At 24.9% G+C, this 25,996-nt stretch carries 24 protein-coding genes and 1 pseudogene; 4 read left to right on the top strand and 21 right to left on the bottom strand.

Annotated features, from left to right (window positions below):
• Positions 1-65: 65 nt before the first annotated feature.
• The 4 genes from JRV97_RS05905 to JRV97_RS05890 all read right to left on the bottom strand — a co-directional run bounded on the left by JRV97_RS05905 (position 66) and on the right by JRV97_RS05890 (position 6,674).
• A complete protein-coding gene (locus tag JRV97_RS05905; RefSeq protein ID WP_280997143.1) occupies positions 66-1,772 on the bottom strand; it encodes an AAA family ATPase in 1,707 nt (568 codons plus the stop codon).
• Between the two features lie 17 nt (positions 1,773-1,789).
• A complete protein-coding gene (locus JRV97_RS05900) occupies positions 1,790-3,313 on the bottom strand; it encodes an AAA-like domain-containing protein (RefSeq protein ID WP_280997141.1) in 1,524 nt (507 codons plus the stop codon).
• 90 nt (positions 3,314-3,403) lie between these two features.
• A complete protein-coding gene (locus JRV97_RS05895) occupies positions 3,404-5,062 on the bottom strand; it encodes an AAA family ATPase (protein WP_280997139.1) in 1,659 nt (552 codons plus the stop codon).
• A gap of 67 nt (positions 5,063-5,129) precedes the next feature.
• On the bottom strand, positions 5,130-6,674 hold the full coding sequence (locus JRV97_RS05890) for an ATP-binding protein (protein ID WP_280997137.1): 1,545 nt from the start codon (positions 6,672-6,674) through the stop codon (positions 5,130-5,132).
• 214 nt (positions 6,675-6,888) lie between these two features.
• On the opposite strand from JRV97_RS05890, the gene JRV97_RS05885 reads away from it, so the two are divergent.
• From JRV97_RS05885 to JRV97_RS05870, 4 genes are all read left to right on the top strand, one after another.
• Positions 6,889-7,104: a DUF1659 domain-containing protein gene (locus JRV97_RS05885; protein ID WP_280997135.1), complete on the top strand. Its 216-nt coding sequence runs from the start codon at positions 6,889-6,891 to the stop codon at positions 7,102-7,104.
• Positions 7,105-7,438: 334 nt separating this feature from the next.
• On the top strand, positions 7,439-7,651 hold the full coding sequence (locus tag JRV97_RS05880) for a DUF2922 domain-containing protein (protein WP_280997133.1): 213 nt from the start codon (positions 7,439-7,441) through the stop codon (positions 7,649-7,651).
• Between the two features lie 101 nt (positions 7,652-7,752).
• Complete coding sequence (locus JRV97_RS05875; RefSeq protein ID WP_280997131.1) at positions 7,753-7,977, top strand: hypothetical protein; 225 nt, start codon at positions 7,753-7,755, stop codon at positions 7,975-7,977.
• A 130-nt stretch (positions 7,978-8,107) separates the two neighbouring features.
• Entirely contained in the window at positions 8,108-8,314 is a 207-nt protein-coding gene (locus tag JRV97_RS05870; RefSeq protein WP_280997129.1) for a hypothetical protein, read from the top strand.
• Between the two features lie 25 nt (positions 8,315-8,339).
• Here the strand turns inward: JRV97_RS05870 and JRV97_RS05865 are convergent, their stop codons facing one another.
• From JRV97_RS05865 to JRV97_RS05785, 17 genes and pseudogenes are all read right to left on the bottom strand, one after another.
• Positions 8,340-8,639, bottom strand: a complete 300-nt coding sequence (locus JRV97_RS05865; RefSeq protein ID WP_280997127.1) for a hypothetical protein — start codon at positions 8,637-8,639, stop codon at positions 8,340-8,342.
• Positions 8,591-9,775: a lipopolysaccharide biosynthesis protein gene (locus JRV97_RS05860; RefSeq protein ID WP_280997125.1), complete on the bottom strand. Its 1,185-nt coding sequence runs from the start codon at positions 9,773-9,775 to the stop codon at positions 8,591-8,593. The genes JRV97_RS05865 and JRV97_RS05860 overlap by 49 nt, the downstream gene beginning before the upstream one ends.
• Complete coding sequence (gene pseF / locus JRV97_RS05855) at positions 9,750-10,472, bottom strand: pseudaminic acid cytidylyltransferase (RefSeq protein ID WP_280997123.1); 723 nt, start codon at positions 10,470-10,472, stop codon at positions 9,750-9,752. Before pseF ends, JRV97_RS05860 begins: the two co-directional genes overlap by 26 nt.
• Entirely contained in the window at positions 10,469-11,452 is a 984-nt protein-coding gene (locus tag JRV97_RS05850) for a PseG/SpsG family protein (RefSeq protein WP_280997121.1), read from the bottom strand. Before JRV97_RS05850 ends, pseF begins: the two co-directional genes overlap by 4 nt.
• On the bottom strand, positions 11,436-11,963 hold the full coding sequence (locus tag JRV97_RS05845) for a GNAT family N-acetyltransferase (RefSeq protein WP_280997118.1): 528 nt from the start codon (positions 11,961-11,963) through the stop codon (positions 11,436-11,438). The genes JRV97_RS05850 and JRV97_RS05845 overlap by 17 nt, the downstream gene beginning before the upstream one ends.
• Positions 11,960-13,027: a pseudaminic acid synthase gene (pseI, locus tag JRV97_RS05840; RefSeq protein WP_280997116.1), complete on the bottom strand. Its 1,068-nt coding sequence runs from the start codon at positions 13,025-13,027 to the stop codon at positions 11,960-11,962. Before pseI ends, JRV97_RS05845 begins: the two co-directional genes overlap by 4 nt.
• A gap of 13 nt (positions 13,028-13,040) precedes the next feature.
• Complete coding sequence (gene pseC, locus JRV97_RS05835) at positions 13,041-14,180, bottom strand: UDP-4-amino-4,6-dideoxy-N-acetyl-beta-L-altrosamine transaminase (protein WP_280997114.1); 1,140 nt, start codon at positions 14,178-14,180, stop codon at positions 13,041-13,043.
• 10 nt (positions 14,181-14,190) lie between these two features.
• Positions 14,191-15,210: a UDP-N-acetylglucosamine 4,6-dehydratase (inverting) gene (gene pseB, locus JRV97_RS05830; RefSeq protein ID WP_280997112.1), complete on the bottom strand. Its 1,020-nt coding sequence runs from the start codon at positions 15,208-15,210 to the stop codon at positions 14,191-14,193.
• Between the two features lies 1 nt (position 15,211).
• The gene (locus JRV97_RS05825) at positions 15,212-16,567 is read right to left on the bottom strand and encodes a UDP-N-acetylglucosamine 2-epimerase (RefSeq protein ID WP_280997110.1); all 1,356 of its coding nucleotides are present in this window, start codon (positions 16,565-16,567) and stop codon (positions 15,212-15,214) included.
• A gap of 3 nt (positions 16,568-16,570) precedes the next feature.
• Entirely contained in the window at positions 16,571-17,197 is a 627-nt protein-coding gene (locus JRV97_RS05820; protein ID WP_280997108.1) for a CatB-related O-acetyltransferase, read from the bottom strand.
• The gene (rfbB, locus tag JRV97_RS05815; protein ID WP_280997106.1) at positions 17,194-18,261 is read right to left on the bottom strand and encodes a dTDP-glucose 4,6-dehydratase; all 1,068 of its coding nucleotides are present in this window, start codon (positions 18,259-18,261) and stop codon (positions 17,194-17,196) included. The genes JRV97_RS05820 and rfbB overlap by 4 nt, the downstream gene beginning before the upstream one ends.
• A 1-nt stretch (position 18,262) precedes the next feature.
• The gene (gene rfbD / locus JRV97_RS05810; RefSeq protein WP_407081541.1) at positions 18,263-19,126 is read right to left on the bottom strand and encodes a dTDP-4-dehydrorhamnose reductase; all 864 of its coding nucleotides are present in this window, start codon (positions 19,124-19,126) and stop codon (positions 18,263-18,265) included.
• A 62-nt stretch (positions 19,127-19,188) separates the two neighbouring features.
• A complete protein-coding gene (gene rfbC / locus JRV97_RS05805) occupies positions 19,189-19,755 on the bottom strand; it encodes a dTDP-4-dehydrorhamnose 3,5-epimerase (RefSeq protein ID WP_280997102.1) in 567 nt (188 codons plus the stop codon).
• Positions 19,752-20,627, bottom strand: a complete 876-nt coding sequence (gene rfbA / locus JRV97_RS05800) for a glucose-1-phosphate thymidylyltransferase RfbA (RefSeq protein WP_280997100.1) — start codon at positions 20,625-20,627, stop codon at positions 19,752-19,754. The genes rfbC and rfbA overlap by 4 nt, the downstream gene beginning before the upstream one ends.
• A gap of 1,459 nt (positions 20,628-22,086) precedes the next feature.
• Positions 22,087-23,046 (bottom strand): glycosyltransferase, encoded by a 960-nt coding sequence (locus tag JRV97_RS05795; protein ID WP_280997098.1) that lies wholly within the window; start codon positions 23,044-23,046, stop codon positions 22,087-22,089.
• 335 nt (positions 23,047-23,381) lie between these two features.
• A pseudogene (locus JRV97_RS05790) lies at positions 23,382-24,536 on the bottom strand (IS3 family transposase).
• A 229-nt stretch (positions 24,537-24,765) separates the two neighbouring features.
• On the bottom strand, positions 24,766-25,983 hold the full coding sequence (locus JRV97_RS05785) for a hypothetical protein (protein ID WP_280997096.1): 1,218 nt from the start codon (positions 25,981-25,983) through the stop codon (positions 24,766-24,768).
• Positions 25,984-25,996 lie beyond the last annotated feature (13 nt).

The following is a 25,996-nucleotide window of genomic DNA, read 5'->3' as shown; positions in this document are numbered from 1 at the left end:
ATCACATTTCAATAACAAAAACCGGGCATCAAACCCGGCTTTGTTATTTCATTATTATCATTTAATTATTTTACTATAATTTCCACATTCTTCTTATCAAAAGCAATTGCAACTTTTATTATTTTCTCTATTCCATAACTCTTTATTTCTTCTTCATATCCTTTTTCTTCTATTTGTTTTATTCCCTTTTCTGCACTGTCTTTTAAATCTTTATCAAAATCTATACTATATTTTTTGAATTCAAATATTATTCCTGGTTCTGTTTTTTCTTTGGGGATTAATATTAAATCCGCTCTTCCATATCCTGTTTCTCTGTTGCTTTTTACTATGTATTTTTTACTTAATCCTACTACCATTCCCAGTATTAATCCATGATAAAATCTTTCTGGTTCTTCTCCACTTATATCATAATAACTCAATGTTTCTTTTACTATTTTTTTGAATTTTATCCCAAATTCTTTGTATTTCCCTATTATTATATTCTGTATTATACTTTCAAGTTCTATCTTTGTTTCTTTTATTATATCCACCACTGTTTTTTTGAAGAATTGTAATGTTTCTTTGTTTGTTATTTTAAGACTATATCTCGGTTCTCCTTCTTCGCCTGTATGTTTTGTCCAGGTTAAGTATCCTGTAAATAGAAATAATGTCCATATGCTTTCTTCTGTGCTTTTATCTAGGTCTCCATATACTAAATTTTCATCTATACTACTTTCTATTTCTTTTCCTTCTATTAATTCTTCTATTTTTGTTTTTACTTCTGCTGTACTCTGTCTTATTAATTGTTTTATTAATGCATTTCCACTGCTATTTATCCAATAGTATTTTATTTCACCTTTATTTCTTGCCAGATTTATTATTGAATATGGATTGTATATTTCTTTTCCACCAAAATTATATCCATTATACCATTCTATTACTTTTTCTTTTTCATATTCTAATCCATAATATCTTAATGTTTCTTCTACTTCTTCCCATGTTAATCCAAATTTGTCATTGAATAGTTTTCCTAATATTGTTGATACATCAAGATTATTTACTCCTGTGAATATACTTTCTTTTGCTACTCTTGTTATTCCTGTTAATACTCCTTTTTCTAAATACTCATTGTCTTTTAACGCATTTCCTAATATATTTCCCATGAAATTTATAAATTCATTATAGTATCCATTTAAATATGATTGTTGTATTGGCGTGTCGTATTCGTCTATTAATAATATTACTTTTTGTTTGTAATATCGGTAGAGATATTCACTTAATTTTTTTATGCTTTCTTCAAACATTGTTTTTTCGTTTGACCGTTTTTCTTCTATAGTATTTCCTTTAATTTCCTCTAATCCTAATACTCTCATATAATCTTTTTTCTCTATTTCACTTAATATATTTTTATTTAGCAAATAATTAAATTCATCATAGACATCTCTTATAATCATTTTTATTTTGGAATACATTGTTAGAAAATCTTCTTGTTTAGCATCTTTAAAGGTTAAATATATAACAGGATATTTATTTAAATATTTTTCTATTATCTCTTTTTTTTTCCATATCTTTAGTCCTTCAAATAAATGTTTATTATCCTGGTCATTTCTAAAAAAATATTTCATCATGCTCATATTTAATGTTTTTCCAAACCTTCTTGGCCTGGTTATTAATATTACATCTCCACTTTCTATTATTTCTTTTATCAGCATACTTTTATCTATATAATACATGTTATCTTCTATTATACTTTTAAAATCACTTCGTCCTATTGGTAGTCTTTTTAAATTCATCAATCCCACCCCCGGGTCTATTTCACTTCAGATGGATTTTCAAAATTTGTTTTAATAAACCACACATGAATTTTTACTCCATCTTTTTCTTCCATTAAATATTTAAAATCTTCTATTGTGTTTGAGTATATTATCAACCATCCTTCTTTTAATCCTCTTCTTGTTACGTATTCAAATAATTGTTTTTTCGCTTTTTCATATTCATCACTATCTATATTTGCTTTTACTTCTATTAAATATTCTCTATTATTTAAATTTATTAATAAATCTATTCTTCCTCCACCTACTTGTGTTTCAGGATATACTTTTCCTTCTGCTGCTTCTACATATAAACTTAAAAATTGATCAAGATTATATTGATATACACCTTCATAATAATTCCTTCCTTTAAACATTATTGCTCCTCTTTGTTTTACATATGTTGTATATCTTTTCATCAATTTATTTAGGTCTAATACACCGTTATTTATGTAATTCTTGACTGTTTCTCCAAATGGTTTCATTTTATCTTTTTCACCATTTATTTGTGGCTTAAATCTATCATATAATGCTTTGTAGTATAATGGTACTCTTACACAACATTTCCCTTCACAATTATCTATTACTCCATTTAAATATAAGTAGTTTATCCTTTCATCATATATATTAAATTCAACACTTTCTGGTTCAAATAATATTTTCATTATTAATTCTTTTTCTTTTTCTGCTTTTGATATTATATTTGATATATTTTTATCTATATATTGATGCATAAAATCATATAATGTTTTTTCAAAATGTTTTTCTGTTATTATCTTTTCTCCTTTTGCCTTTTTTGCCACTAAATCATATGCCAGTGCATTGGTTAATCCCGGCTGCCCTCCCGCATTATGCCATATTAGTCCTTTTACTTTTTCTTCAAACACCTGCCCTGTTTCTTTTTCATGTTGGTTTAATAAGTCATATACCTGTTCTTTTGTAAAATATGGAACTTCCATATGTTCTGCTATGTTAAACGGACTTGCATTGTCTTCCAATACTCCACTTAAATATCCTACACTTATTAATATTACGCTTCTTAGTTTATAACCTTGCCTTGAATGATATATATCTCTTATTACATGCAAAAATTCATTCATTAATTTTTCTTCTAATATTTCAAATTCATCTATCATTAATATTACTTCTTTTCCAAATTTTTCATTTATATCCATTATATATTCATCCAGATCGCTTATTGCTGCTATCTTTTTTGGTTCAAATTCTATCTTCATATTAAAATCAAAGAAATTTTTAATCTTTTTAGTGAATTGTTTTATAAACTTTTCTTCAATTTTTATATTCCCAAAACTTTCAAAAGATATAAATATCGGCAAATATTTGTCTTTTATTTTCTCAACTATATCATTCAAGAATGTTGTTTTTCCGCTCTGTCTTGGTGCTGATACTGTGAAATATCTCCAATTTTCTATATGATCAATTGCTTCTTTCATCAATTCTGGTCTTTCTACATAGTAACATGTTTTTCTATCAACAGGTCCACTTGTACAGAATCGTCTCATCTTTTCACCTCCATAACTAAATTATATCACATTTAAATAACAAAAACCGGGCATCAAACCCGGCTTTGTTATTTCATTATTATCATTTAATTATTTTACTATAATTTCCACATTCTTCTTATCAAAAGCAATTGCAACTTTTATTATTTTCTCTATTCCATAACTCTTTATTTCTTCTTCATATCCTTTTTCTTCTATTTGTTTTATTCCCTTTTCTGCACTGTCTTTTAAATCTTTATCAAAATCTATACTATATTTTTTGAATTCAAATATTATTCCTGGTTCTGTTTTTTCTTTGGGGATTAATATTAAATCCGCTCTTCCATATCCTGTTTCTCTGTTGCTTTTTACTATGTATTTTTTACTTAATCCTACTACCATTCCCAGTATTAATCCATGATAAAATCTTTCTGGTTCTTCTCCACTTATATCATAATAACTCAATGTTTCTTTTACTATTTTTTTGAATTTTATCCCAAATTCTTTGTATTTCCCTATTATTATATTCTGTATTATACTTTCAAGTTCTATCTTTGTTTCTTTTATTATATCCACCACTGTTTTTTTGAAGAATTGTAATGTTTCTTTGTTTGTTATTTTAAGACTATATCTCGGTTCTCCTTCTTCGCCTGTATGTTTTGTCCAGGTTAAGTATCCTGTAAATAGAAATAATGTCCATATGCTTTCTTCTGTGCTTTTATCTAGGTCTCCATATACTAAATTTTCATCTATACTGCTTTCTATTTCTTTTCCTTCTATTAATTCTTCTATTTTTGTTTTTACTTCTGCTGTACTTTGTCTTATTAATTGTTTTATTAATGAATTTCCACTGCTATTTATCCAATAGTATTTTATTTCACCTTTATTTCTTGCCAGATTTATTATTGAATATGGATTGTATATTTCTAATCCTCCAAAATTATATCCATTATACCATTCTATTACTTTTTCTTTTTCATATTCTAATCCATAATATCTTAATGTTTCTTCTACTTCTTCCCATGTTAATCCAAATTTATCATTGAATAGTTTTCCTAATATTGTTGATACATCAAGATTATTTACTCCTGTGAATATACTTTCTTTTGCTACTCTTGTTATTCCTGTTAATACTCCTTTTTCTAAATACTCATTGTCTTTTAATGCATTTCCTAATATATTTCCCATGAAATTTATGAATTCATTATAGTATCCATTTAAATATGATTGTTGTATTGGTGTGTCATATTCGTCTATTAATAATATTACTTTTTGTTTGTAATATCGGTAGAGATATTCACTTAGATTTTTTAGGCTATTTTCATATTTTACATTATCTGCAATACCTTTTGCTATTTCTATATAATCTTCTTTTTCAAATTCTTCCAATACATCTACTGATTCTTTGTGCTTTCTATATAAATTCGTTATTGTATATTTTACTGATTTTATCATATCTTCATAATTATTTTGTTTTAAATCTTTAAACGTTATATATATAACAGGATATTTATTTAAATACTTTTCTATTATCTCTTTTTCATTCCAGATTTTTAGTCCTTCAAATAAATGTTTATTATCCTGGTCATTTCTAAAAAAATATTTCATCATGCTCATATTTAATGTTTTTCCAAACCTTCTTGGCCTGGTTATTAATATTACTCTTCCACCAGATAAAATTTCTTTTATTAATAAACTCTTATCTATATAATACATATTATCTTCTATTATACTTTTAAAATCACTTTCTCCTATCGGTAATTTTTTCATCAGTTCCACCTCCGAAGCTATCAATTTCGCTCAAAACACCATCATATGTTCAAATCAACTAAAGTATTTATATTTTTTCTATTATATAATCCTCAATGTTTCTTTTTTCTGAGTTTATATTTATTCCTATTATGTATATTTCATTATTTTTAATTTTGTATTTTTCATGATATTTCTTTTCTTTTATTTGTTCTATCGCTTCTTTTGCACTTTTATCTAATTTTATTTCAAAGAGATATATTTTGTCATTGTGTTCTAATACTAAGTCACTTCTTCCAAGATTCGTTAATTCTTCTGCTGTTACGTTTAATCCTGCTGATGCTAATATTGTATATATTAATGAGTGATAATAACTTTCTCTTTTTTGATGTAAGTTATACGGTATCGCACTTATTATTCTTTTTATTTCTTCTATTAATTCCTCTATTTTATTTTTTGATAATAATTTCCATATTGTTTTATTTAATTCTTTTATTTTATCATTTTCTAAATTATAATTTGCTTCTAATATTAATTTTGAAAAACTATTTTTTACTTCTAAATTTGGATAGTCTAATATATACTCTTCTTCAAGACCATATTTTTCTTTTCCTTTAAAGGTTAAATATCCTGCTTGTGCAAAGAATATGTTTGCATTTGCATCTTCTATTTCTCTTGTTGTAAAATCTAATGAATTTACTGTGTATTTTACTAAATCCTCATATTCTATTTTTCTTCCTTTTACATACTCATATATAAATGATGGCGAACCACTTTCAAACCAATAGTTTTGAAATTTCTTTTTTTGGAAGAATTTTAATATTGAAAATGGGTTATATACGAAATGTTCCCCATCAAATGAGAATCCATTATAATATTTTTTCATTTCTTGCAATAATTCTTTTTCTGTTATTTCTAATTTTTCTGCTGTTTCTTTTATGTACTCAGCAAAATAATATTCCAATTCTTCTTGGGTGTATCCTAACATCTGTGAATAGTCATTGTCTAATGATATATCATTTAAATTGTTTAATGCTGAAAATACACCTGTTTTTGTAAATTTTGTTATTCCAGTTAGAAAAACGAATTTTATATATTCATCTCTTGATTTAATTGTTACATAGAAATCTCTTAGTATTTCTCTATATCTTTCTGCTTTTTCTTTATTATTTATATTATCTAATATCGGTTTTTCATATTCATCTACTAATATTACTACTTTTCCTTTTTTGGAAAGTTTTATTATTAATTCATCAAATGCAAATTTATAATCTTCTTCTATTATTTCTACATTATTCCTTTGACCTTCTTGCTTTATTAATTTTGTCAAACTCTTTTTAAATCTCTCTTCATTATCTGTTGCTGCTAATAAAATGTTTAATCTTATTATTGGATATTCTTTGAATTCCCATTTATCATATATGTATGTATCTTTAAATAATTCTTTTTCGCCTTTGAATATGTAATATAATGTCGATATTGTTAAACTTTTTCCAAATCTTCTTGGTCGAGATAGAAAATAATATTTTCCTTTATCTATTAAATCAAATATATATTTTGTTTTATCTATATATATATAATTCCCCTCTATAATCTCCTTATAATCCTGTATTCCTATTGGTAATTTTTTCATCAGTTCCACCTCCACAACTGAATTATATCACAATTCAGTAACGATATTTGCCAATAATTCATCAACTATTCCCGTGCAAAAATAATATTTTATACTACAATCGTCAGCGCTGATAAAAATGAAATTTTTTATCAAGTTTTTAAAAATATTCTGCCGGCAGATATTTAACAATTAAAACAAAAACATCATCAAAATTTTTCACGGAGGTGAGACTATGGCAACTAAAGTTAATTTGGGTGACAAAGTAAGAATTTCTTTTGACTATGGTTTAGATGGGAATGGAAAACAAATTGTAAAAAGAAAATCATTCAGCATTATATCTGGTGCAACTGATGATCAAGTATACACTGCAGCAAATAACTTTGCTTCATTATGTGAAAAATCATTAATCGAAATTGAAAAAATTGAAAACTACGAACTCCAAGCCTAACCCAAACTCTTTTGACATCGATAACTAATTATCATTAATTTTTTGAACCCATTTTTGAAAAATAATATGTGAAGAAATACTTGAAAATTCCCGAAAAAATATGAATGAAGCTGGTCAATTTTGCACGGATGCAAAATTGAGTGCAGCCGACGCACGACGCGGAGTCTAAACGACCAGTGGGAATGAATATTTTTGAGGATTTAGAATTTTCACCGTATGTATGAACATATTATTTTCAAAATTATATGAGTGAAATATGTTTTGACTATTAAAACATCCAAAACAACAAAAATAACAAAATTAAAAATTCCAATTCCACACCGGAGGTGAGACTATGGCAAAAAAATTAAGAATGTCCTTTGTAAATACAGTAGATGGCAAAAGAAAAACCATATATTTAAATGACCCAAAACCAGACCTAACAGACACAGAAGTACAAAACGCAATGGATTCCTTCATTGGTGTAATTGTTCCAACAGGATATGAAAAAGACAATGCTACCATTGTAGACACTACATCAAACGAACTCTTTGATTTAATCAACTAAATCAAAACCGGGCGCTCCTAGCCCGGTTTATTTCAAACATTCATTATTATTTTTAGCTTTTAATTAAAAATCAAACAATTATCATACTGGAGGTGTATACAATGTGGGATTTTTTAAAAATGGTATTAATAAATATAATGGATCAATTCTTTAAAATGCTTGCAATGATTATAAACGAAGAGGATAAAAAAGAAAAAATAAATGAATTAAAAGAGTTACAGGAAAATTTCAACAAAGAACTCGACAAACAAATAAAAATATTATCATCAGAAATAGACGAAAAATTAGATGAAATAAAGGATGAAATCGAAGAAATCGAAAATTAAATAACATATAAATTTATTATTCAATAAGATTTTACTAAAAATTAAATATACAACTATTAACATTCGACTATTTTGTAGTATAATATAACTATATTATTCCAAATAATAAAAAATCGGGGGAGGTTTTATTATGGGATTAATTACTATACCTTATTTTTGTAGAAAGTATAATTTCAACAATCCAGACTTATTAAGAAAATTAGTAAAACACCTAAACATTCAACCAGTAACTGGTGATCTAGAAACAAGAGGCATGAGGTTTTATAAGGAAGAAGATTTGTTGAAATTATATAACATTTTCCATGATGCTTTTGGGGAATTTGATATTGGAGAATGAAAATCCCGGATTTTCCGGGATTTTACTATATTAATTTTCTAACTTTTTTAAATAATTTAATACTAATAAATAATCCTAAAGAACCAAAAATTAAAATTCTTAAAAGCCTTTCTTGAATAGAAAACATTCCAAATTTTTTTGAAATTACATATTGTATCAAACTCAATAGAATTATCAAAGTTGCCCAGGAAAATATATATTTTGCTGATATTGTTTTATCTTTTAAGTTTATTCTAACATTTAGTGCATGAAATAGTAATAAAAAGAAGTATGATATTAATGTTGTGAGTGCAGCAATCTCGTATCCAATATTGGTATTAACCAAATGTTTAGTCCTATATTTATTATACCAGACAATAATGTTCCTATTGATATTGATCCCGTTTTTTTATAGAAAAACGCAAAACTTACATATATTGTATATAAGAATTGCATAAAATATGATGCTATTATCACTGGAACTATTATTAAAGCAGTACTATAATTTTTTGGAGCCATTATAATACCTAACTCTGGTGTTAGAATAAAAATTAATAGCAATAATAATAAGAATATTTCATTATAATATTTTACTTTATTCCATATTTCTTCCTTCTTATTTTTATACATTTTATCATAAAACCATGGTACCCATGCTAAATTAGTAGCTCCCAAAATTATTAGGGGTATCATTCCTAAGGTATATGCATAACTATATAATCCTACTTTCTCTGATCCTATAATTTTTTGTATTGCTAGTCTATCAAATTGAGATAATATTATACCTGATAAATTATGTAATATTAATGGTATTCCAATTAATAATGAATATTTCCACGCTTTTATCCATATGATCTTCTTACCTTTTGCTAATATTAAAAAAAATAAAATAGTTGAGATTATAATTCCTACAATTAACTCACCGTATATTCTTCCAAAATATTTATTGTTTTTTATTATTATTACAAGTATTATAGACAATATAACTGTAGATATTGCTTTTAATAAACTCAATAATGATTTTACTTTATAATTTTTTTCAAATACTTTTATTGTTATATAATAATTAAATATAAAAGCGAAATATCCTGATATTACTGAAAAAATTAATATATTACTCTCTATATTAAATACATTGGATAATAATTCTCTAAATATATAAATAATAATAAAAACTGAGATAAAACTTAATAATGATAAAAATAATACAGAAGATAAAAATTCTTTCTTTTTTTCTTTAAAATCATTTATTCCTGTTCCTATTGAAGCTTGTATATCTAACCCTGTAATAACTGAAAAAACACTTACAAATGTTAAGTAAACTGAAACAATTCCATACTCTTTAACTGATAATAATCTTGTAAAAATAGGAATGGTTATAAATGCCATTCCTTTTAATAAAAAATCTGTTATTGTATACCATATTCCTGATTTTATTGTAGTGCTATTTTTAATTTTATTTATTATCTGATTTATTTTCATCACCATCCAGATATTTTTTTAACAATTCATATTTTAACTCTGCTAATTTCCAATCTATTTCATTATCAATATCCTGAACTTCTATATTACTTAAAATTATCCCACCCATATTTTTCATATATAATACTTTTTGTTTTTTTAATTCTTCAATTTTAAAAAAAATAAATTGCCCAGCATCATGATATGTTTTTTCTAAATCTTGGGATCTTTTCATCATATTTTCTGGCCAATTCATTTCCAATTTATTATTTTTTAATTTAAATGATCTCTGGATTGGAAAACTATATTCTGTAACTGTTATTACAGAATCAAAATTCTTTTCGCTTAGTAATTTATATGCTTTTATTATATTTTCATAATTAATTAAAGGTGCTGTTGGTAATATACAACAAGCATAATCAAAAAAAACATCGTTTTTTTCATATTCCTCAATTACCTCCAAACAAACATCCACTAATGTTGCATAATCATTAGAATTATCTTTGCTTCTTAAAAAAGGAATTTTTGCTCCATAACTTTTTGCTATTTCAGCAATTTCCCCATCTTCTGTTGAAACCATTATTTCATCAAAAATATTACTTTTTATAGCTGCCTCAATTGAATAAGAAATAATTGGTTTTCCATAAAATTTTTTTATGTTTTTTCTAGGAATTCTTTTACTTCCACCTCTTGCTGGTATTATTGCTAAATTTTTCATAAAAATTCCTCCAATATTGTTTTTGCAACTCTCAAAGCTCCTTTTCCATCATATAAATCAGATAAATTTTGTATTTTATTGGAATATAACTTTATACTACTAGCAATTTCATTAATAAAATCTCCTAATTTTTCAAAATCTATATTCTTATAATTTCCAAAATTAATAACTCCAAATTTTTCTAATTCTTTAGCTATTAATTCTTGATTTTTAGCTATAGTATATATTATAGGTGTTTTTTTCAAAGTTAACACTTCATAAATTGTTGAACCAGCTGATGTAATTACTATATCTGAATTATCAATATAATCCTTTAGAAATAATGGTTTATATATTAAATCAAAAGAATCATTAATTTTATTTTTTATTATTTCAATATATTTTTCTTCATACATAGGACCTATTATAATTTTTTTATTTATATCAATATCGCTCAAAGCTTCAACAAATTTAATCATTAATTTATTTGGATCACTTCCACCTGTAGTAATTAATATATTATTATTTACACATTTTTTTGAGCTTTTAGAATCGTTATTCCAATATTCTTCTTTCATTACTAAATACTTAGGTCCTAATAATTTTTTTGGATTTTCATCATATTTTAAATTAAAAGCATGTATATTTCCATTTATTATTATATCTGGTATAGAACTATCATATATATCATTATTATCATCAAAAATCGCTAATTTTGATATTTTCTTTAATTTCACTAAATAATTATTATTTGCAAGATATGAATCAAAAACAATTAAATCTGGGTTTTCTTTATGTATTGAATTTATATCTGAAAAATTCTCTGAATTAACATATTCAAAATCATTTTTTGTTATTAATTCTTTTGTTTCATCATTTGAGATAAAAACAATCCTTGCATTTGGATTAATCACCCTTATTGCTTTAGCTAATGATATACATCTGAATACATGCCCAAGGCCTATACTTTTTCCACCATTTGTTCTAAATACTATTTTCATTTTCTTTCATCCATTTCTCTTTGAAAATTGCCATTATTATTACATCTTTAAATTCTCCATTTTTATATATTTCCTTTTTTAAAACGCCTTCTTTTTCAAATCCTAATTTTTCGTATAATCTAATTGCTTTAATGTTATCGGAAAAAACTTTTAAATATATTTTATTTATATTTAAATTAGAAAAAGTAAAGTCAATTAATGTTTTTGATGCTTTAAAAGCTATTCCTAATCCCCTATATTTTTTTATAATAAATATTCCATACTCTCCTTTTTGATTTTGAAAATCTATATTAGAAATATTAATTCTCCCAGACTTCTCATTATTATAATATATTACATAATCTAAAATATTTGATGCATTATTAAGCCATTTTCTATGTTGAAAATCATAAAAAGGAAAGTTAGAAAATGAAGTTAAGTAAATATCCTTTTCGTTTCTAGATTCAATTATAAACTCCGTATCCTTTTCACTTATAGGTTTTAATATTATATTTTCATTTACTTTTATCATAAATTTCCACCTTCTATTTTTAACATGTCTAATCTCATAGGTGTACCTCTTTTTATATCCATCAAAGATTTTTTCCCTAAAATATAATTATAATATTTGGGATGTAAACCATATCCAGGTCTAACTACCTTAATATTTTCTTTTGTAAAAATTTCACCTTTTTTTATATCTTTCGATACAAATATAGATTTGGAGAACTCCCTTCCGCTTTTTTGTTTTTCTGTTAATTCATATGATACTTTACCAATAGCTTTTTCAGCATTTCTAACAGCATTTACCATTTCTCTAAATTCTTCAGGTTCTAAAGAAAATTTAGCATCAGGTCCTCCTAGACTCCTATCTAAACACATGTGTTTTTCTATTATTTTTGCCCCTAGTGCCACTGCTGTAATAGGTGCAACGATACCTTCTGTATGATCTGATAATCCTGATATCACATCAAAAGTTTCCATCATATTTGATATAGTTTTTAAATTAGCTTCTTCTATAGGGGCAGGATATGCACTAGTACACTTTAATAATGCTATTTTATTATTTCCTATATTTCTTATTGTTTTTAACGCTAACTCTATATCAGATAATTCTGCAATTCCTGTAGATAATATTATAGGTTTTCCTTTTTTAGCAACATATTCTATTAATGGAATATCTGTAATTTCAAATGATGCAATTTTATATAATTCAACATTCATATCTTCCAAAAAATCAACTGCTGTTTTATCAAATGGAGTTGAAAAACATATTAATCCTAAATCTTCTGCTACTTTTTTTAATTTGGGTTGCCATTCCCACGGAGTATATGCTTCTTTGTATAAATCATATAATGTTCTTCCATCCCAAATTGTTCCTTGCTTTATTCTAAAATATTCATTATCAACATTTAATGTTATAGTATCTGGAGTGTATGTTTGTAATTTAATTGCATCCGCTCCAGATTTTGCAGCCTCTACTACAAGTTTTTCAGCGTTTTCATATTTTTGTAAATGATTCCCCGACATTTCTGCAATTATAAATACGGGTGAAGTACCACCTATTTCTTTATTTTTTATTTTAAAGGATTCCATCGAATCACCTTCTTTATATTTCTTTTAATATTTTATCTACAGTATTTATTACATAATTAATTTCTTCTTCTGTCATTTTTGGATACATTGGTAATGATATTTCTTTGGAATAAAAATCTTCTGCAATAGGATAATCTCCTTTTTTATAACCCAAATTTTTTTGATAATATGGTTGTAAATGTACAGGGATATAATGCACTTGAGCGTATATTCCTTCTTCTCTTAATCTATCAAATACATATTTTCTTTTATTTTTATCATTAATCAATAATGGATATAAATGATATGCATGTCTAGAATTATTATCTACTACCGGTGGAATTGTTATTTTATGATTATTTCTAAATGCTTCATTATACCTTTTTGCTATATAATTTCTTCTTTCTATAAACATTTCTAATTTGTCCATTTGTGAATAACCTAATGCAGATAATATATCTGGTATTCTATAATTATATCCCAATTCATGCATTTCATAATACCAAGCTCCATCGTTTTTTAACATTTTATTTTTATCTTTGGTAATTCCATGAGTTCTAAATAATTTTAATTTTTCATAATATTTTTCATCATTTGTCAATATCATACCACCTTCGCCAGTTGTTATATGCTTAACCGGGTGAAAAGATAATATTGTCATATCTGCATCAATTCCAACTTTTTTTCCGTTCCTGATTGCACCAAGTGCATGAGCAGCATCTTCAATGACTATCAAATTATATTTATCTGCTATTTCTTTTATTTTATCTATGTTTACAGGATATCCTGCATACGATACTGGAGTTATTATTTTAGTTTTATCGGTTATTTTTTCTTCAATTTTTTCAATATCAATGCAATATGTTTTAATATCTATATCGCAAAATATTGGTTTTGCTCCTAAATACAATGCCGCATTTGAAGTTGCAGTAAATGTAATAGGAGATGTTATTATTTCATCTTCAGATTTTAGTCCTGCTGCAAAATATGCTGCATGTAATGCTGCAGTACCAGAATTAACAGCTACAGCATATTTAACTCCACAATATTCTGCAACTTTTTGTTCGAATTTCTCTACCATTGGTCCTTGAGTTATCCAGTCATTTTCCAGTATTTTCACTACTTCTTTTATATCTTTTTCATCAATCCATTGTTTGCCATATGGAATTTTCACAGTATCACCTTCACTCAATATTTGGCATTAGATTCAATTTGATTAGCCAATCTCTTAAATCTTCTACAGTCAACCATTCTGAGTTATTTCCAGAATTATATTCAAATCCTTCTTCTATTAACTTTCCTCCAGGAGTAAAATGGCTTTCAAAGTTCCACCAGTCAAAATGTGGATAAATTATATAATGTTTTTCATATTCATATGTTGTTCTAGAATCATCTTTTGTTATCATAACTTCATGTAATTTTTCCCCTTCTCTAATACCAATCTCTTTCATTTTGCATCCAGGTAACATTGCTTGAGCTAAATCTGTAATTTTAAATGATGGTATTTTGGATATATATGTTTCCCCACCTTTTGATTCTTTTAATGCTTTGATAACAAGATCAACCCCTTGTTCTAAGGTTATCCAAAATCTAGTCATTCTAAAATCTGTTATAGGTAATTCTTTTATTCCTTTTTCAATTAATTCTTTAAAAAATGGAATTACTGATCCTCTACTACCAGCAACATTTCCATATCTAACTATTGAAAATATTGTATTTTTGCTTCCCGAATAAGCATTAGCTGAAATAAATAATTTATCTGAGACTAATTTGGTACCACCATATAAATTGATGGGGTTGACAGCTTTATCTGTTGACAAAGCAACTACTTTTTTTACACCTCTATCAATAGCTGCATCTATTATATTCTGAGCACCGTGTATGTTTGTTTTTATTGCTTCAAATGGATTATACTCACATGCTGGAACCTGCTTCATTGCAGCTGCATGAATTACATAATCTACTCCATCAAATGCTCTATATAATCTTTCTTTATCTCTTACATCACCAATGAAAAATCTTAATTTATTCATTTTATCTGGATACTTAAACATTAATTCTTTCCTCATTACATCCTGTTTAAATTCATCTCTAGAATATATAATTATTTTTTTAGGATCATAACTTTCCAATAATATTTTAGTAAACATTTTTCCAAATGATCCAGTTCCACCTGTAATTAATAAAGATTTCCCATTTATCATCTTATTTACCTCCAGATTTTTTAGATTGGTTATTAATAAATTCTAAAATTCTTTTACTTGAAGGGGGTTGTTTAAAATACTGATTAATAAATTTTTTTTGTTTTTTTAATACATCTAATAAAAATTTTTCTTCTTTAAATATTCTATCTATATATTGAATTATTTCATCGATATCCAGAGCATTTATTACAGCATTTCTGTAGTCGAAAGTATTATTATCAATTGAATAATACTCAATTAGAGGTTTATTAAATAACATTGTTTCATATGCAATTCCACTCCTATTCGAAAGAACAATTCTTGAACTAATTATATCTTTTATAACATCTTCCTCTTCCGATACTTTAAAATTGATTATATTCTCCCGCTTCAAAGAATTTATAAATTCTTTTTTCGCTTCTTTAGAATTTCCAGGATGAAATCTTAAAAATAACTCATATTCATTATTTTTTGTTATTTTGCCAATAAGCTTAATCATATAGTTTATTAAATCTTTTTCTAATAAATTAAGTGGTTGTATGCTAAATAAAATTTTATTATCAATAATTTTTGTATTATAATTTATATTATTTATATTATTTATAAAATAGTCATCATATCTTGCGGTTCCTAAAGCTTTTATTTTGCTTTCATTAATATTATAATATTTTAAAATTTCTTTTTGTGATTTTCCCCAAACAATAATATAATCAGAAAATACAAAATTCCATAAAGAATTATCTTTATTTTCCATCTTTGATATCAAGCCATGTTGAAGAGTAATTGTTGGTATTTTATTTTTAAAAAAATTAGCAAAAATAGAATCAAAATAATAATAATCTTGAACTGTAATCAAAGTTTTTGGATATTGATATTTGATAATAGTTTTTTCTAATGTATCAATCAACGCTGCTGCTCTATGTAGCATTAAAAATTCATTCGCTGAAAAATTTTTATCAAAAGTAAATTTATCATGTTTTAACTTATATTTAATATCAAAAAATATTACTGGAATTTTTAACATTTTATAATATTTATAAGTTTTCTTCGAAACTGTACCTACAACGGCGTTATTATCAAATTTAATAATATTGTGTATATGAAGAAAAGTCTTTACCTCATCGGGATTAAAATTCACAATATAAAAATTTTTATTAGCTAAACTATTAATTCTTGATGTTAAAATTTTAGGTTTAAAAATATGTGAATATTTTATAATGAGATTTTCAATTATTTTTTTTAATTTAAGTTTTATATTCATTGAATAATAATTTTCATTAAGAATTTGTAAATACTTTTTAGCAACCAATATAGTTAATAAATTATAATTTTTGTAATATATTTTATTATTATTAAACCATGATCTCAACGTTTCCATTTGTCACCTCATATTATTAAAAAAAATTATATTTAATATTTTCTCATCCAATTTATTATATAAAATATCTATATTATTTTTAATAAAATTTTGTGTCAAAATTTCTTCAATATCAATTTTTAATAATTTTTCAATTAATTCTTTTTTAAATCTGAATTTAATAACCCTAGCTGGATTTCCGGCAACTATAGCATATGGTGGAACATCTTTACTGATAACACTCCTAGCAGCAATAATAGCTCCTTTCCCAATTTTAACCCCTGATAAAATCATTGAATCCATACCTATCCATACATCATCTTCCACTACTATTGGACCTTTTGACCATGCTTCTCTTTTTTCACCTAAAAATTTTACCTTAAAAGGGTATGTTGAAAATGTATCTATTGTGTGATTTCCTCCCAAAATAAATTTTACACCAGAAGCTATAGAAACAAAATTTCCTATTTCTAATCTTTCATTATTTGCACCCCATGAATGTACTTCAAGCGGTCCATATGAATAATTTCCTACTTTGACAATTTCTATGGGAAACAAATTTACAGGACTAGTCTCATTATGTTTGTTTTTTTCCCTCCATTTTTTTTTAAAACTATATAATTTTATATAATATAGTAATTTATGTATCATTTTTTCCCTCCATAATTCTTCTCATAAAATTCCAAATACTCACCAGAAATTACTCTTTTCATCCAGTCTTGATTTTCTAAATACCATTCTATTGTTTTTTCTATTCCTTCATCAAACATTATTTCTGGTTCCCATCCTAATTCTTCCTTTATTTTTGTTGGATCTATTCCATATCTTCTATCATGTCCTAGTCTGTCTTTTACGTGTTTTATTAATTTCTCATTTATTTCTTTATCTCCTGTTTTTTCTCTGAGTATTTCTATTATCTTTTTTACTATGTATATGTTTTCTTTTTCGTTATGTCCTCCTATGTTATATACTTCTCCTGTTCTTCCATTTTCAAATACCAAATCTATTGCTCTACAATGATCTGTTACATATAACCAATCTCTTATTTGTTTTCCATCTCCATATACTGGTAATTTTTTGTGGTTTAATGCATTGTTTATCATTAATGGTATTAATTTTTCTGGAAATTGATATGGTCCATAATTGTTTGAACATCTTGTTATGTTTGTTGGCATTTTATATGTGTCATAATATGCTTTTACTATTAAGTCTGCTGATGCTTTACTTGCTGAATATGGACTATGTGGATCTAGTGGTGTCTTTTCTGTGAAGTATCCTGTTGGTCCCAATGAACCATATACTTCATCTGTTGATATCTGTAAAAACTTTACTCCATCTATAAATTTTTGTGTATCTTTTTGCCAGTATTTTTTTGCTACATTTAGTAATGTTTGTGTTCCTATTACATTTGTTTTTAAGAATATTTGTGGATCATGTATTGATCTATCTACATGACTTTCTGCTGCAAAGTTTATTATTCCTTCTATTTTATATGTTTCGAATATGTATTCTATTAATTCTTGGTTGTTTATATCTCCTTTTATGAATACAAACCTTTCTTTTTGTTCTGGAGTTAATTTTTCCAAATTTTCTAAGTTTCCTGCATATGTTAGTTTATCTAGTCCTATTATTTTTCTATCTTTGTATTTTTCTAAGTAATAATATACAAAGTTACTTCCTATGAATCCTGCTACTCCTGTTACTAGTATATTCATTTTATATTTCCCCCGTTTCTTTTAATTCTTTTAAGAATCTTTCTGTTGCATTTTGCCATGTTGGCATTTCATAGTTTATTGTTTCTTTTAATCCATAATTATCTAATACTGAATATCCAGGTCTTTTTGCTGGTAAATTAAAATCATCTTTACTTGCTCTTTCTAATTTCCTATTCCAATTTATTTTTTTTAGTATATATTCTGCCCATTCATATCTTGAACATGATGTATTGGTTATATGATATAATCCATATGCTTTTTCTTGTATTAGTTTATATGTTGCATTTGCTAAATCTACTGCATATGTTGGTGCACTTATTTCATCATCTGCTATTTTTAATACTTCATTGTTTTTTGACCATTGTATTACTTTTTTGGCAAAGTTGTTATTTCCTATTCCAAATACCCAACTTACTCTTATGAGGTAGTATTTATTTGCTATATTTTGTATGAACCTTTCACCTAATTCTTTACTTTTTCCATATTTGTTTATGGGATTTGGTTTATCATATATTGTATATGGTTCGTTTTTATTTCCTCCAAATACATAATCTGTTGAGTAATGTATTAGTTCTGCATTTATTTCATTTGCTACTATTGCTAAATTTTTTACTGCTAACCCATTTACACTATATGCTGTTTTCCAATCTTCTTCTGCTTTATCTACTAGATTATATGCTGCACAGTTAATTATATGAGTTATATTTTTATCTTTTACAAATTCTCTTATTTTTTTTAGATTTGTTATATCTAATTCTTCATGATCTGTTGGTATATATTCTATTTTAACTTTTTGGAATAATTTTTGAAATTCTTGTCCTAATTGTCCTTTTGCTCCTGTTATCAATATTTTCACGCTTATCATTCCTTGCTTTTATTTATTATTTTCTATACTTGTTTTTTTCTTTTTTTATTTTTTCCTTTTTCTTATATATTCTTTTCATTATATTCTTTTAATGTTGGTAATTGTTTGTCTTTTTCTGATAATATCGGTTTTTCTATTACATATTCTTTTAATGGCCATTGTATGTTTATATCTGGATCATTCCATATTATTCCGCCATCACATTCTTTACAATAATAATCTGTTGTTTTGTACATAAAATCTGCTGTTTCACTTAATACTAGAAATCCATGTGCAAATCCTTCTGGTATGTAAAACATTTTTTTGTTTTCTTCTGATAATATTATTCCATAATATTGACCATATGTTTTTGAATTTTTTCTTAAATCTACTGCCACATCATATACTATTCCTTTTATTACTCTTACTAGTTTTCCTTGTGAATGAGGATTTTGAAAGTGTAATCCTCTTAATACACCTTTTGTTGATCTTGAATGATTATCTTGTACAAATTCCATGTTTAATCCTATTTCTTGAAATTCTTTTTTGTTCCAACTTTCCATGAAAAATCCTCTGTTATCTCCATATACTGTAGGTTCTATTATATATAATCCTTCTATTGGTGTTTCTATTTTTTTGAATTTACTCATTCTCTCACTCCATCTGCTATTTCCATTAAATATCTTCCGTATTCTGTTTTTTCTAATTCTTTTCCTAGTCTATATAATTCTTCTCTATTTATATATCCCATTCTATATGCAATTTCTTCTATACATCCTATGTAGAAACCTTGTCTTTTTTGTATTGTTTCTACAAAATTTGATGCTTCTAGTAATCCTTGATATGTTCCCATATCAAGCCATGCAAATCCTCTTCCAAATTTTTCTACTGTTAGTTCCCCTAATTCCAAATATATTCTATTTAAATCTGTTATTTCTAATTCTCCTCTTTTTGATGGTTTTAATTGTTTTGCAAATTCTACTACTCTTTCATCGTAAAAATATAATCCTGGTATTGCATAGTTGCTTTTTGGCTTTTCTGGCTTTTCTTCTAAGCTTATTGCTTTTCCATTTTCATCAAATTCTACTACTCCATAACTTCTTGGATCTTTTACGTAATATCCAAATATTACTGCTCCTTTTTCTAAACTTCCTGCTCTTTTTAACATGGAACTAAATCCTTGACCATAGAATATATTATCTCCAAGGGTTAGCATACATTTATCTCCATTTATGAATTCTTCTCCTACTAAAAATGCATCTGCTAATCCTCTTGGTTCTTCTTGTATTTTATATTCTATTCTTAATCCTAAATGTGAGCCATCTCCAAATAATCTTTTGTATAATTCTATGTATTCTGGGTTAGTTATTATTAATATTTCTCTTATTCCTGATAACATTACTGTTGATAATGGATAATATATCATTGGTTTATCGTATACTGGCAATAATTGTTTACTTACTGCTTTTGTTATTGGATATAATCTTGTTCCTGAACCTCCTGATAGTATTATTGATTTCATAAATGCCTCCTCTTCAAAAAAATATTCTTAATTAACCTCTTTTTTATTCATTTGACTGTCTACCGGAAATCTGAATCTAGTTTTTTCTTAATTTTTTGAAAATATTATCTTTTTCTTTTTATTTTTAACGTAATCACCTCATAGAATAAAGAACCGAATATTATGAACGTCTTCTTCTTGAAAAAGAATTGTTTCTTAAAATACTGAAGACGAATTAACTTTTTAAAAAATAGCCAGAAGTTATAACTTTTATTGGAACTTTTTGATAATTTTTAAATATAAAAATTATGGTGTTTTTACTATTTTTAAGTTCTTATAATATTAGTTCTAGTAGCTTTTATTACAATACTACATTTTTTTGATACTGTTGTACGTGAATAAATATCTACTTTTTAGGCTTATTCTTATACTACTGATGACAAAAAAGTTTCTATAAATATATTAAAAAATTATTCTTTGAATTGTTATCTGTTGTTAATAACACTAATCTAAAGTTTTTTACCAAACTCTTGGTTCTAAAAAATTATCTGCTAGGCAAAGGTTTAATATTATTGTTAATCACAAAAAGTTTTATGGATTAGTAAAAAAATTAACCGTTTTAGAATTACACCCCTGCAAAGATCCTAGAAGAGGATTTTAAAATATAGTATTGCTGATTAATGAATATTGAAAAAATTTTTATCACACTAAATATTATGGCTATATTCCTATTCTTAGTATAATCGATGCTTTTGATAGATCTATTGGTGGTTTATATTGGTAGTTCTATTAAAACTGAGAATTTTATTGATACAGTTATATAATCTATTGAATTTAGGGGATCTACTCCTAATAATGGACATTTTCTAAAATTATTTCTGCTTTCATAGAAGAATTAAATTTATCCATGAATTTTGGTACAAGAATAATACTAATTCTCAAGCTTATATTGAATCTTTTCATTCTAGCGTTCAACATGAATTTATTGAACCTATTGAATTTGATTATATTGATGATGTTTATAATTATTATATTTCATACATTATTTTTACAATAATTTAAGGCCTCACGGTTCTTTAAATTATTTTACACTAGATTTTATGTTTAATCTTTTTTCTTATCACGATTTTGATTCTAATTTAGAAGAAATTAAATTTAATAATTTTATTGCTTTTGTAAAAAAATGAGTTTTCCTTATTTCTTCTCCAATATTATGGGGTCAAGCCAAAAAATTTTAAATGAAAAAATTTCTTGCTGAAATGTTTAATCCATCAAAAACTTTTTCAAAAAAATGTTTAATATGTTAATAACAAGAATTGTTTAATTTCTGTATGGATTGCATTGTATTTTTTAATTGATCTTTTCATTGTTATGAATTAAAAATTGTTTAAGTTTGTTTATCCTTATGTTTTCGTGACATATAATCTTAATATACACAAAATCTTCTTCAAATAAGATTTTGTTATTCATAATTATCATCTTATATTGAAAATATATCCTTAAATAAAGAATTAAAATTGTCAAACTTTAAATAATCCCTTAATCTACTAAAAATTTTTATTTTTTTTTCATTTGATAAATATAGATCTCTTCTAAATTTTAAAAAACTTATATAATTTTCTATTAAATTTTCTATTTCTTGATTTGAGTTGTTTTTATACGCATGATTAATTTCTTCAAATGCTTTATATAAATTGTTTAATAACAATATATTTTTTTCCTTATTGAATACTTCATCTAAATTTTTAATTATACGAAAAAATTTTTTTATGCCATAATGAACACCCATTGTTTGGTTTTTGTGCATTCTATAGGTTATCAATTTATCTTCAATATAATCACCTTCACTAAAATATGACAATTTTAAAACTATTTCATAATCATGTGGAATTTTTCCTGTAAATGGAAATGCATAATTTAGATATTTTTTTTGAATAGCTAAAGTTGCTCCTGTTACAAAATTTTTAGGTAACAATGATTTTATAGGATTTTTTTCATAATGCTTTCTTTTCTTTTTTTTAAAATAAATATCAAATAGTGAATAATCTTTTATTTGATCTCCTTCTTTTAAATATGCATCAGAAAATACATAAGATTTCCATGGATTTTCATGAAAAAATTTTAATATTTTTTCAATTTTATATTTTTGCCATATATCATCTTGATCAGCCAAAAATATAATATCTTCTTTTGCTCTTTTTAATGTTTTTTCGAAATTTTTTATATACCCAATGTTTTTATCATTAATCTTTAAATCAATAATCTCATAATATTCTCTTTCATATTTTTTCAAAATTTCAATTGTATTATCCGTAGAGTTATCATCAGTAATATAAATCTTATCGATTTTTTTACTTTGGTTAAGAATGCTATCTAATTGTTCTTCTAAAAATTTTTCACCATTATATGTGCACATGACAACACATGTAGTAAATGCCATAATATACCTCCACTATAAATACAAAAATATTTTACAATTTACAACAATAAATATAAATTTCTCTTATTTTTAAGATAAATAAAGCCTCTCCATATAGAAATTTTCTTTTTTCTATAAAAAATATTCAGGTTTTTTAAAAAAGATATCATATAAAGAACATAAAGCAGCTTCCCTTTTTATAAAATAATCTCAAACATCCTTCTTTTGTGCTAATATTGAATTGAAAATTTTTTTATCAATTCTTATCTAATTTAATATTTTAATATTGAGTTAATAAGTGTCTGGTCTTATCCAAGAACGGTGGGCAGGCTAAGTTTAACTAAAAAAATAGCATTTTAAGCAATGTAACTTTTTTCTAACAATTTTAAGGCTTCATCTTCTTTTTCTTGTGGAGTCATGTATTGATAGAACTATGTATTCTTTTTCTGTTATAAAATGATTCTATGTATTCAAATATTTTTATTTTTGCTTCTTCAAAGGTTTTATAACTATTTACATATATTTCTTCTTTTTTAATTATTGAATGAAATGATTCTATTTTTGCGTTGTCATATGGTGTTCCCTTTTTACTGTATGAATGTTGAATGCCTTTTTCTTTTAATAATTTATTGAATTCTTTACTTGTATACTGAGTTCCTAAATCGCTGTGAAATATGATTCCTTGTGTTTCTTTTATATTTATACATGCATTTTTCATTGCTTTTATTACTAGTTCTTTATCCATTTTTTTAGAGTATGAATATCCTATTATTTTGTTTGTATGCATATCCATTACACTTGCTAAGTATGTCCAGCCAGTTTTCCTTGTATATTTATATAAGTTATATCTCCACACCATTTCTGGTTTATCGTTGTTGTTTCAAAATCTCGATTTATTATGTTTGGCAATTGTTTGATTTCTTCTTTTGTTTTGTGATTTTTGAATTTTTTTATTACTATTGAGTGGATTCCTAATTTTTTCATCCTTTTTTGAACCGTTTTTATATTAACTTTTATACCGTTTTTTTCTAGTACTTTTTGTATTTTTGGTGCTCCATAACGTTTTTTACTTTCATTATATATCTCTAATATTCTTTGATCCAGTATTTCATTGAACTTTTCTAGATTACTTTTTTTATGATTTTTTGCTTTATAATATGTGCTCCTTGCAAATTTTAATACTTTACATATCATTTTTATTGGATAATATTTTTTGTATTTTTCTATGAATTTCACTATTTCTCTTGTTGTTTTCGTGCGAATATGGCTGTAGCTTTTTTTAATATTTCATTTTCCATTCTTAATTGCTGTATTTCTTTTTTCATTTTATCATATTCCTTTTTACTAAATTCACCGTCTGCTACTGGTTTTGTTTCTTTTATCCAATTATATATTGTTACTGCACTTATGCCATATTCGTCACTTAAGTCATACACTTTTTTTCCCATTTCATGCAATTCTACTATTTGTTCTTTGAATTCATCACTATACCTTTTACCATTTCTACTCATATGGGTCACCTTCTTTCTGTTTTTATTATACTATTCTTTGTTAACTTTTTGGTGCCCACTTTTTTTGGTTAGATCCAGTCATTTTTATTTCTACTTTTTGAATACATAAAAAAATTCACTACGTAAACTCAATAATTTTTTATTTTGCAAAAAAATTTTTTTATTCTCTAATAACTAAAGATAAGCAATTATCTTAACAATAAATTTATTGTCTAAATTGTGAATAAAATTATTTTTTGCTTGTTGTTTTTTTGCTAATAAATAAAATTAATATGGAATAATTAATAATATTTAAATGATAAAAAAAAGCACTATTTATAATTTGTATAAAAATTATATTAATTATCATAACGATAGAAATCAAAAAATATTTTTTTGATATCTTTTTCCTTAATTTATTAATTGGTTCCAAAATAACCAAAATATATATAAATAATCCAATTATACCCAAATCATCTAATATAGAAAATAAAAAACTATCTGTTATATTTTTATTATCTTTTATTGGTAATCCTGTATTTTTACCAAATTCATTCCCAATAAGTATTCTAAAGTTAACTTCTTTAAAAGCATTCAACCATGTTGAAACTCTTCTTTCTTTAATATCCTCAATCTTATTATTTAAAAATAAATCAGAAAATGATATTAATAAATCCCTCGCTACAATAATAAATATAACATTAAATAATAATAATAATATAATAAATATTATAAAAATTTTTTTATTATATAATTTATCACTATATCTAATAAAAATACTCAGTATTATAAAAAAAAGAGAGAGAATAGAAACTCTTGAGAAAGATAAAAAAAACATTATAATAAAAGAAATATTTAAAATAATAAATAATGTTTTTTTTATATTAGAAAAAATTATAATATAATAAAATATAATTAATAGCACTGCAAAATCAATTACCGTTCCTCCAATTCCACCATTAACTCTTAAATAAAAATTATCTAAGAATATTCTACCGCTAATAAAATTTCCACCATATTCTGTAAAGATAGTTGAAAAAGGCTCTATTTTTCCATATTGAATAATAGAAATTAATAATAACCATGAAATAAAAATTATATACATTTTTTCAAATTTTTTAATAGAAAAATATGCTTTCATTTCTTCAATAAATTGCAACAATAATAATAAAAGCAAAAATTTAGAATATGCCACTCCAATTTGTAAAAGAGGTATTTTAAGATATATACTAAAAAGAAATTTTAAAGTAATATATATAAATAAGAACGCTCTATATACTGATAATTTAAAAATTATAGTTCTATCAATACTTAATAAAACCATAAAAATTAACATATATGAAAAAATAGTAACTATTCTATTATTTATCCCAATGTATTCTAAAGGACCTGTTAAATAAAAAAGAATCTGAAATATTAAAATAGCTAGAATAAATTTTTTTTCTATCTTTTTTCCCATTCTTTCCATATTACACCTTTAA

This window comes from Marinitoga aeolica (genome assembly GCF_029910535.1).
Lineage (GTDB): Bacteria > Thermotogota > Thermotogae > Petrotogales > Petrotogaceae > Marinitoga > Marinitoga aeolica.
Note: the sequence above shows the minus strand (reverse complement) of the source record. Positions and strands in the feature narration are given on the sequence as shown.

Excerpts from the sequence above, each read along its gene's own strand:
- JRV97_RS05795 (WP_280997098.1), bottom strand. The coding sequence starts at position 23,046 with ATGGCATTTACTACATGTGTTGTCATGTGCACATATAATGGTGAAAAA.
- JRV97_RS05880 (WP_280997133.1), top strand. The coding sequence starts at position 7,439 with ATGGCAAAAAAATTAAGAATGTCCTTTGTAAATACAGTAGATGGCAAA.
- JRV97_RS05870 (WP_280997129.1), top strand. The coding sequence starts at position 8,108 with ATGGGATTAATTACTATACCTTATTTTTGTAGAAAGTATAATTTCAAC.
- JRV97_RS05860 (WP_280997125.1), bottom strand. The coding sequence starts at position 9,775 with ATGAAAATAAATCAGATAATAAATAAAATTAAAAATAGCACTACAATA.
- pseI (WP_280997116.1), bottom strand. The coding sequence starts at position 13,027 with ATGGAATCCTTTAAAATAAAAAATAAAGAAATAGGTGGTACTTCACCC.
- JRV97_RS05825 (WP_280997110.1), bottom strand. The coding sequence starts at position 16,567 with ATGGAAACGTTGAGATCATGGTTTAATAATAATAAAATATATTACAAA.
- rfbB (WP_280997106.1), bottom strand. The coding sequence starts at position 18,261 with ATGAATATACTAGTAACAGGAGTAGCAGGATTCATAGGAAGTAACTTT.
- JRV97_RS05785 (WP_280997096.1), bottom strand. The coding sequence starts at position 25,983 with ATGGAAAGAATGGGAAAAAAGATAGAAAAAAAATTTATTCTAGCTATT.
- JRV97_RS05820 (WP_280997108.1), bottom strand. The coding sequence starts at position 17,197 with ATGATACATAAATTACTATATTATATAAAATTATATAGTTTTAAAAAA.
- JRV97_RS05900 (WP_280997141.1), bottom strand. The coding sequence starts at position 3,313 with ATGAGACGATTCTGTACAAGTGGACCTGTTGATAGAAAAACATGTTAC.
- JRV97_RS05875 (WP_280997131.1), top strand. The coding sequence starts at position 7,753 with ATGTGGGATTTTTTAAAAATGGTATTAATAAATATAATGGATCAATTC.
- JRV97_RS05890 (WP_280997137.1), bottom strand. The coding sequence starts at position 6,674 with ATGAAAAAATTACCAATAGGAATACAGGATTATAAGGAGATTATAGAG.
- rfbC (WP_280997102.1), bottom strand. The coding sequence starts at position 19,755 with ATGAGTAAATTCAAAAAAATAGAAACACCAATAGAAGGATTATATATA.
- pseF (WP_280997123.1), bottom strand. The coding sequence starts at position 10,472 with ATGAAAAATTTAGCAATAATACCAGCAAGAGGTGGAAGTAAAAGAATT.
- JRV97_RS05845 (WP_280997118.1), bottom strand. The coding sequence starts at position 11,963 with ATGATAAAAGTAAATGAAAATATAATATTAAAACCTATAAGTGAAAAG.
- JRV97_RS05905 (WP_280997143.1), bottom strand. The coding sequence starts at position 1,772 with ATGAATTTAAAAAGACTACCAATAGGACGAAGTGATTTTAAAAGTATA.
- JRV97_RS05850 (WP_280997121.1), bottom strand. The coding sequence starts at position 11,452 with ATGAAAATAGTATTTAGAACAAATGGTGGAAAAAGTATAGGCCTTGGG.
- pseB (WP_280997112.1), bottom strand. The coding sequence starts at position 15,210 with ATGATAAATGGGAAATCTTTATTAATTACAGGTGGAACTGGATCATTT.
- rfbD (WP_407081541.1), bottom strand. The coding sequence starts at position 19,126 with ATGATAAGCGTGAAAATATTGATAACAGGAGCAAAAGGACAATTAGGA.
- JRV97_RS05895 (WP_280997139.1), bottom strand. The coding sequence starts at position 5,062 with ATGAAAAAATTACCGATAGGAGAAAGTGATTTTAAAAGTATAATAGAA.
- rfbA (WP_280997100.1), bottom strand. The coding sequence starts at position 20,627 with ATGAAATCAATAATACTATCAGGAGGTTCAGGAACAAGATTATATCCA.
- JRV97_RS05885 (WP_280997135.1), top strand. The coding sequence starts at position 6,889 with ATGGCAACTAAAGTTAATTTGGGTGACAAAGTAAGAATTTCTTTTGAC.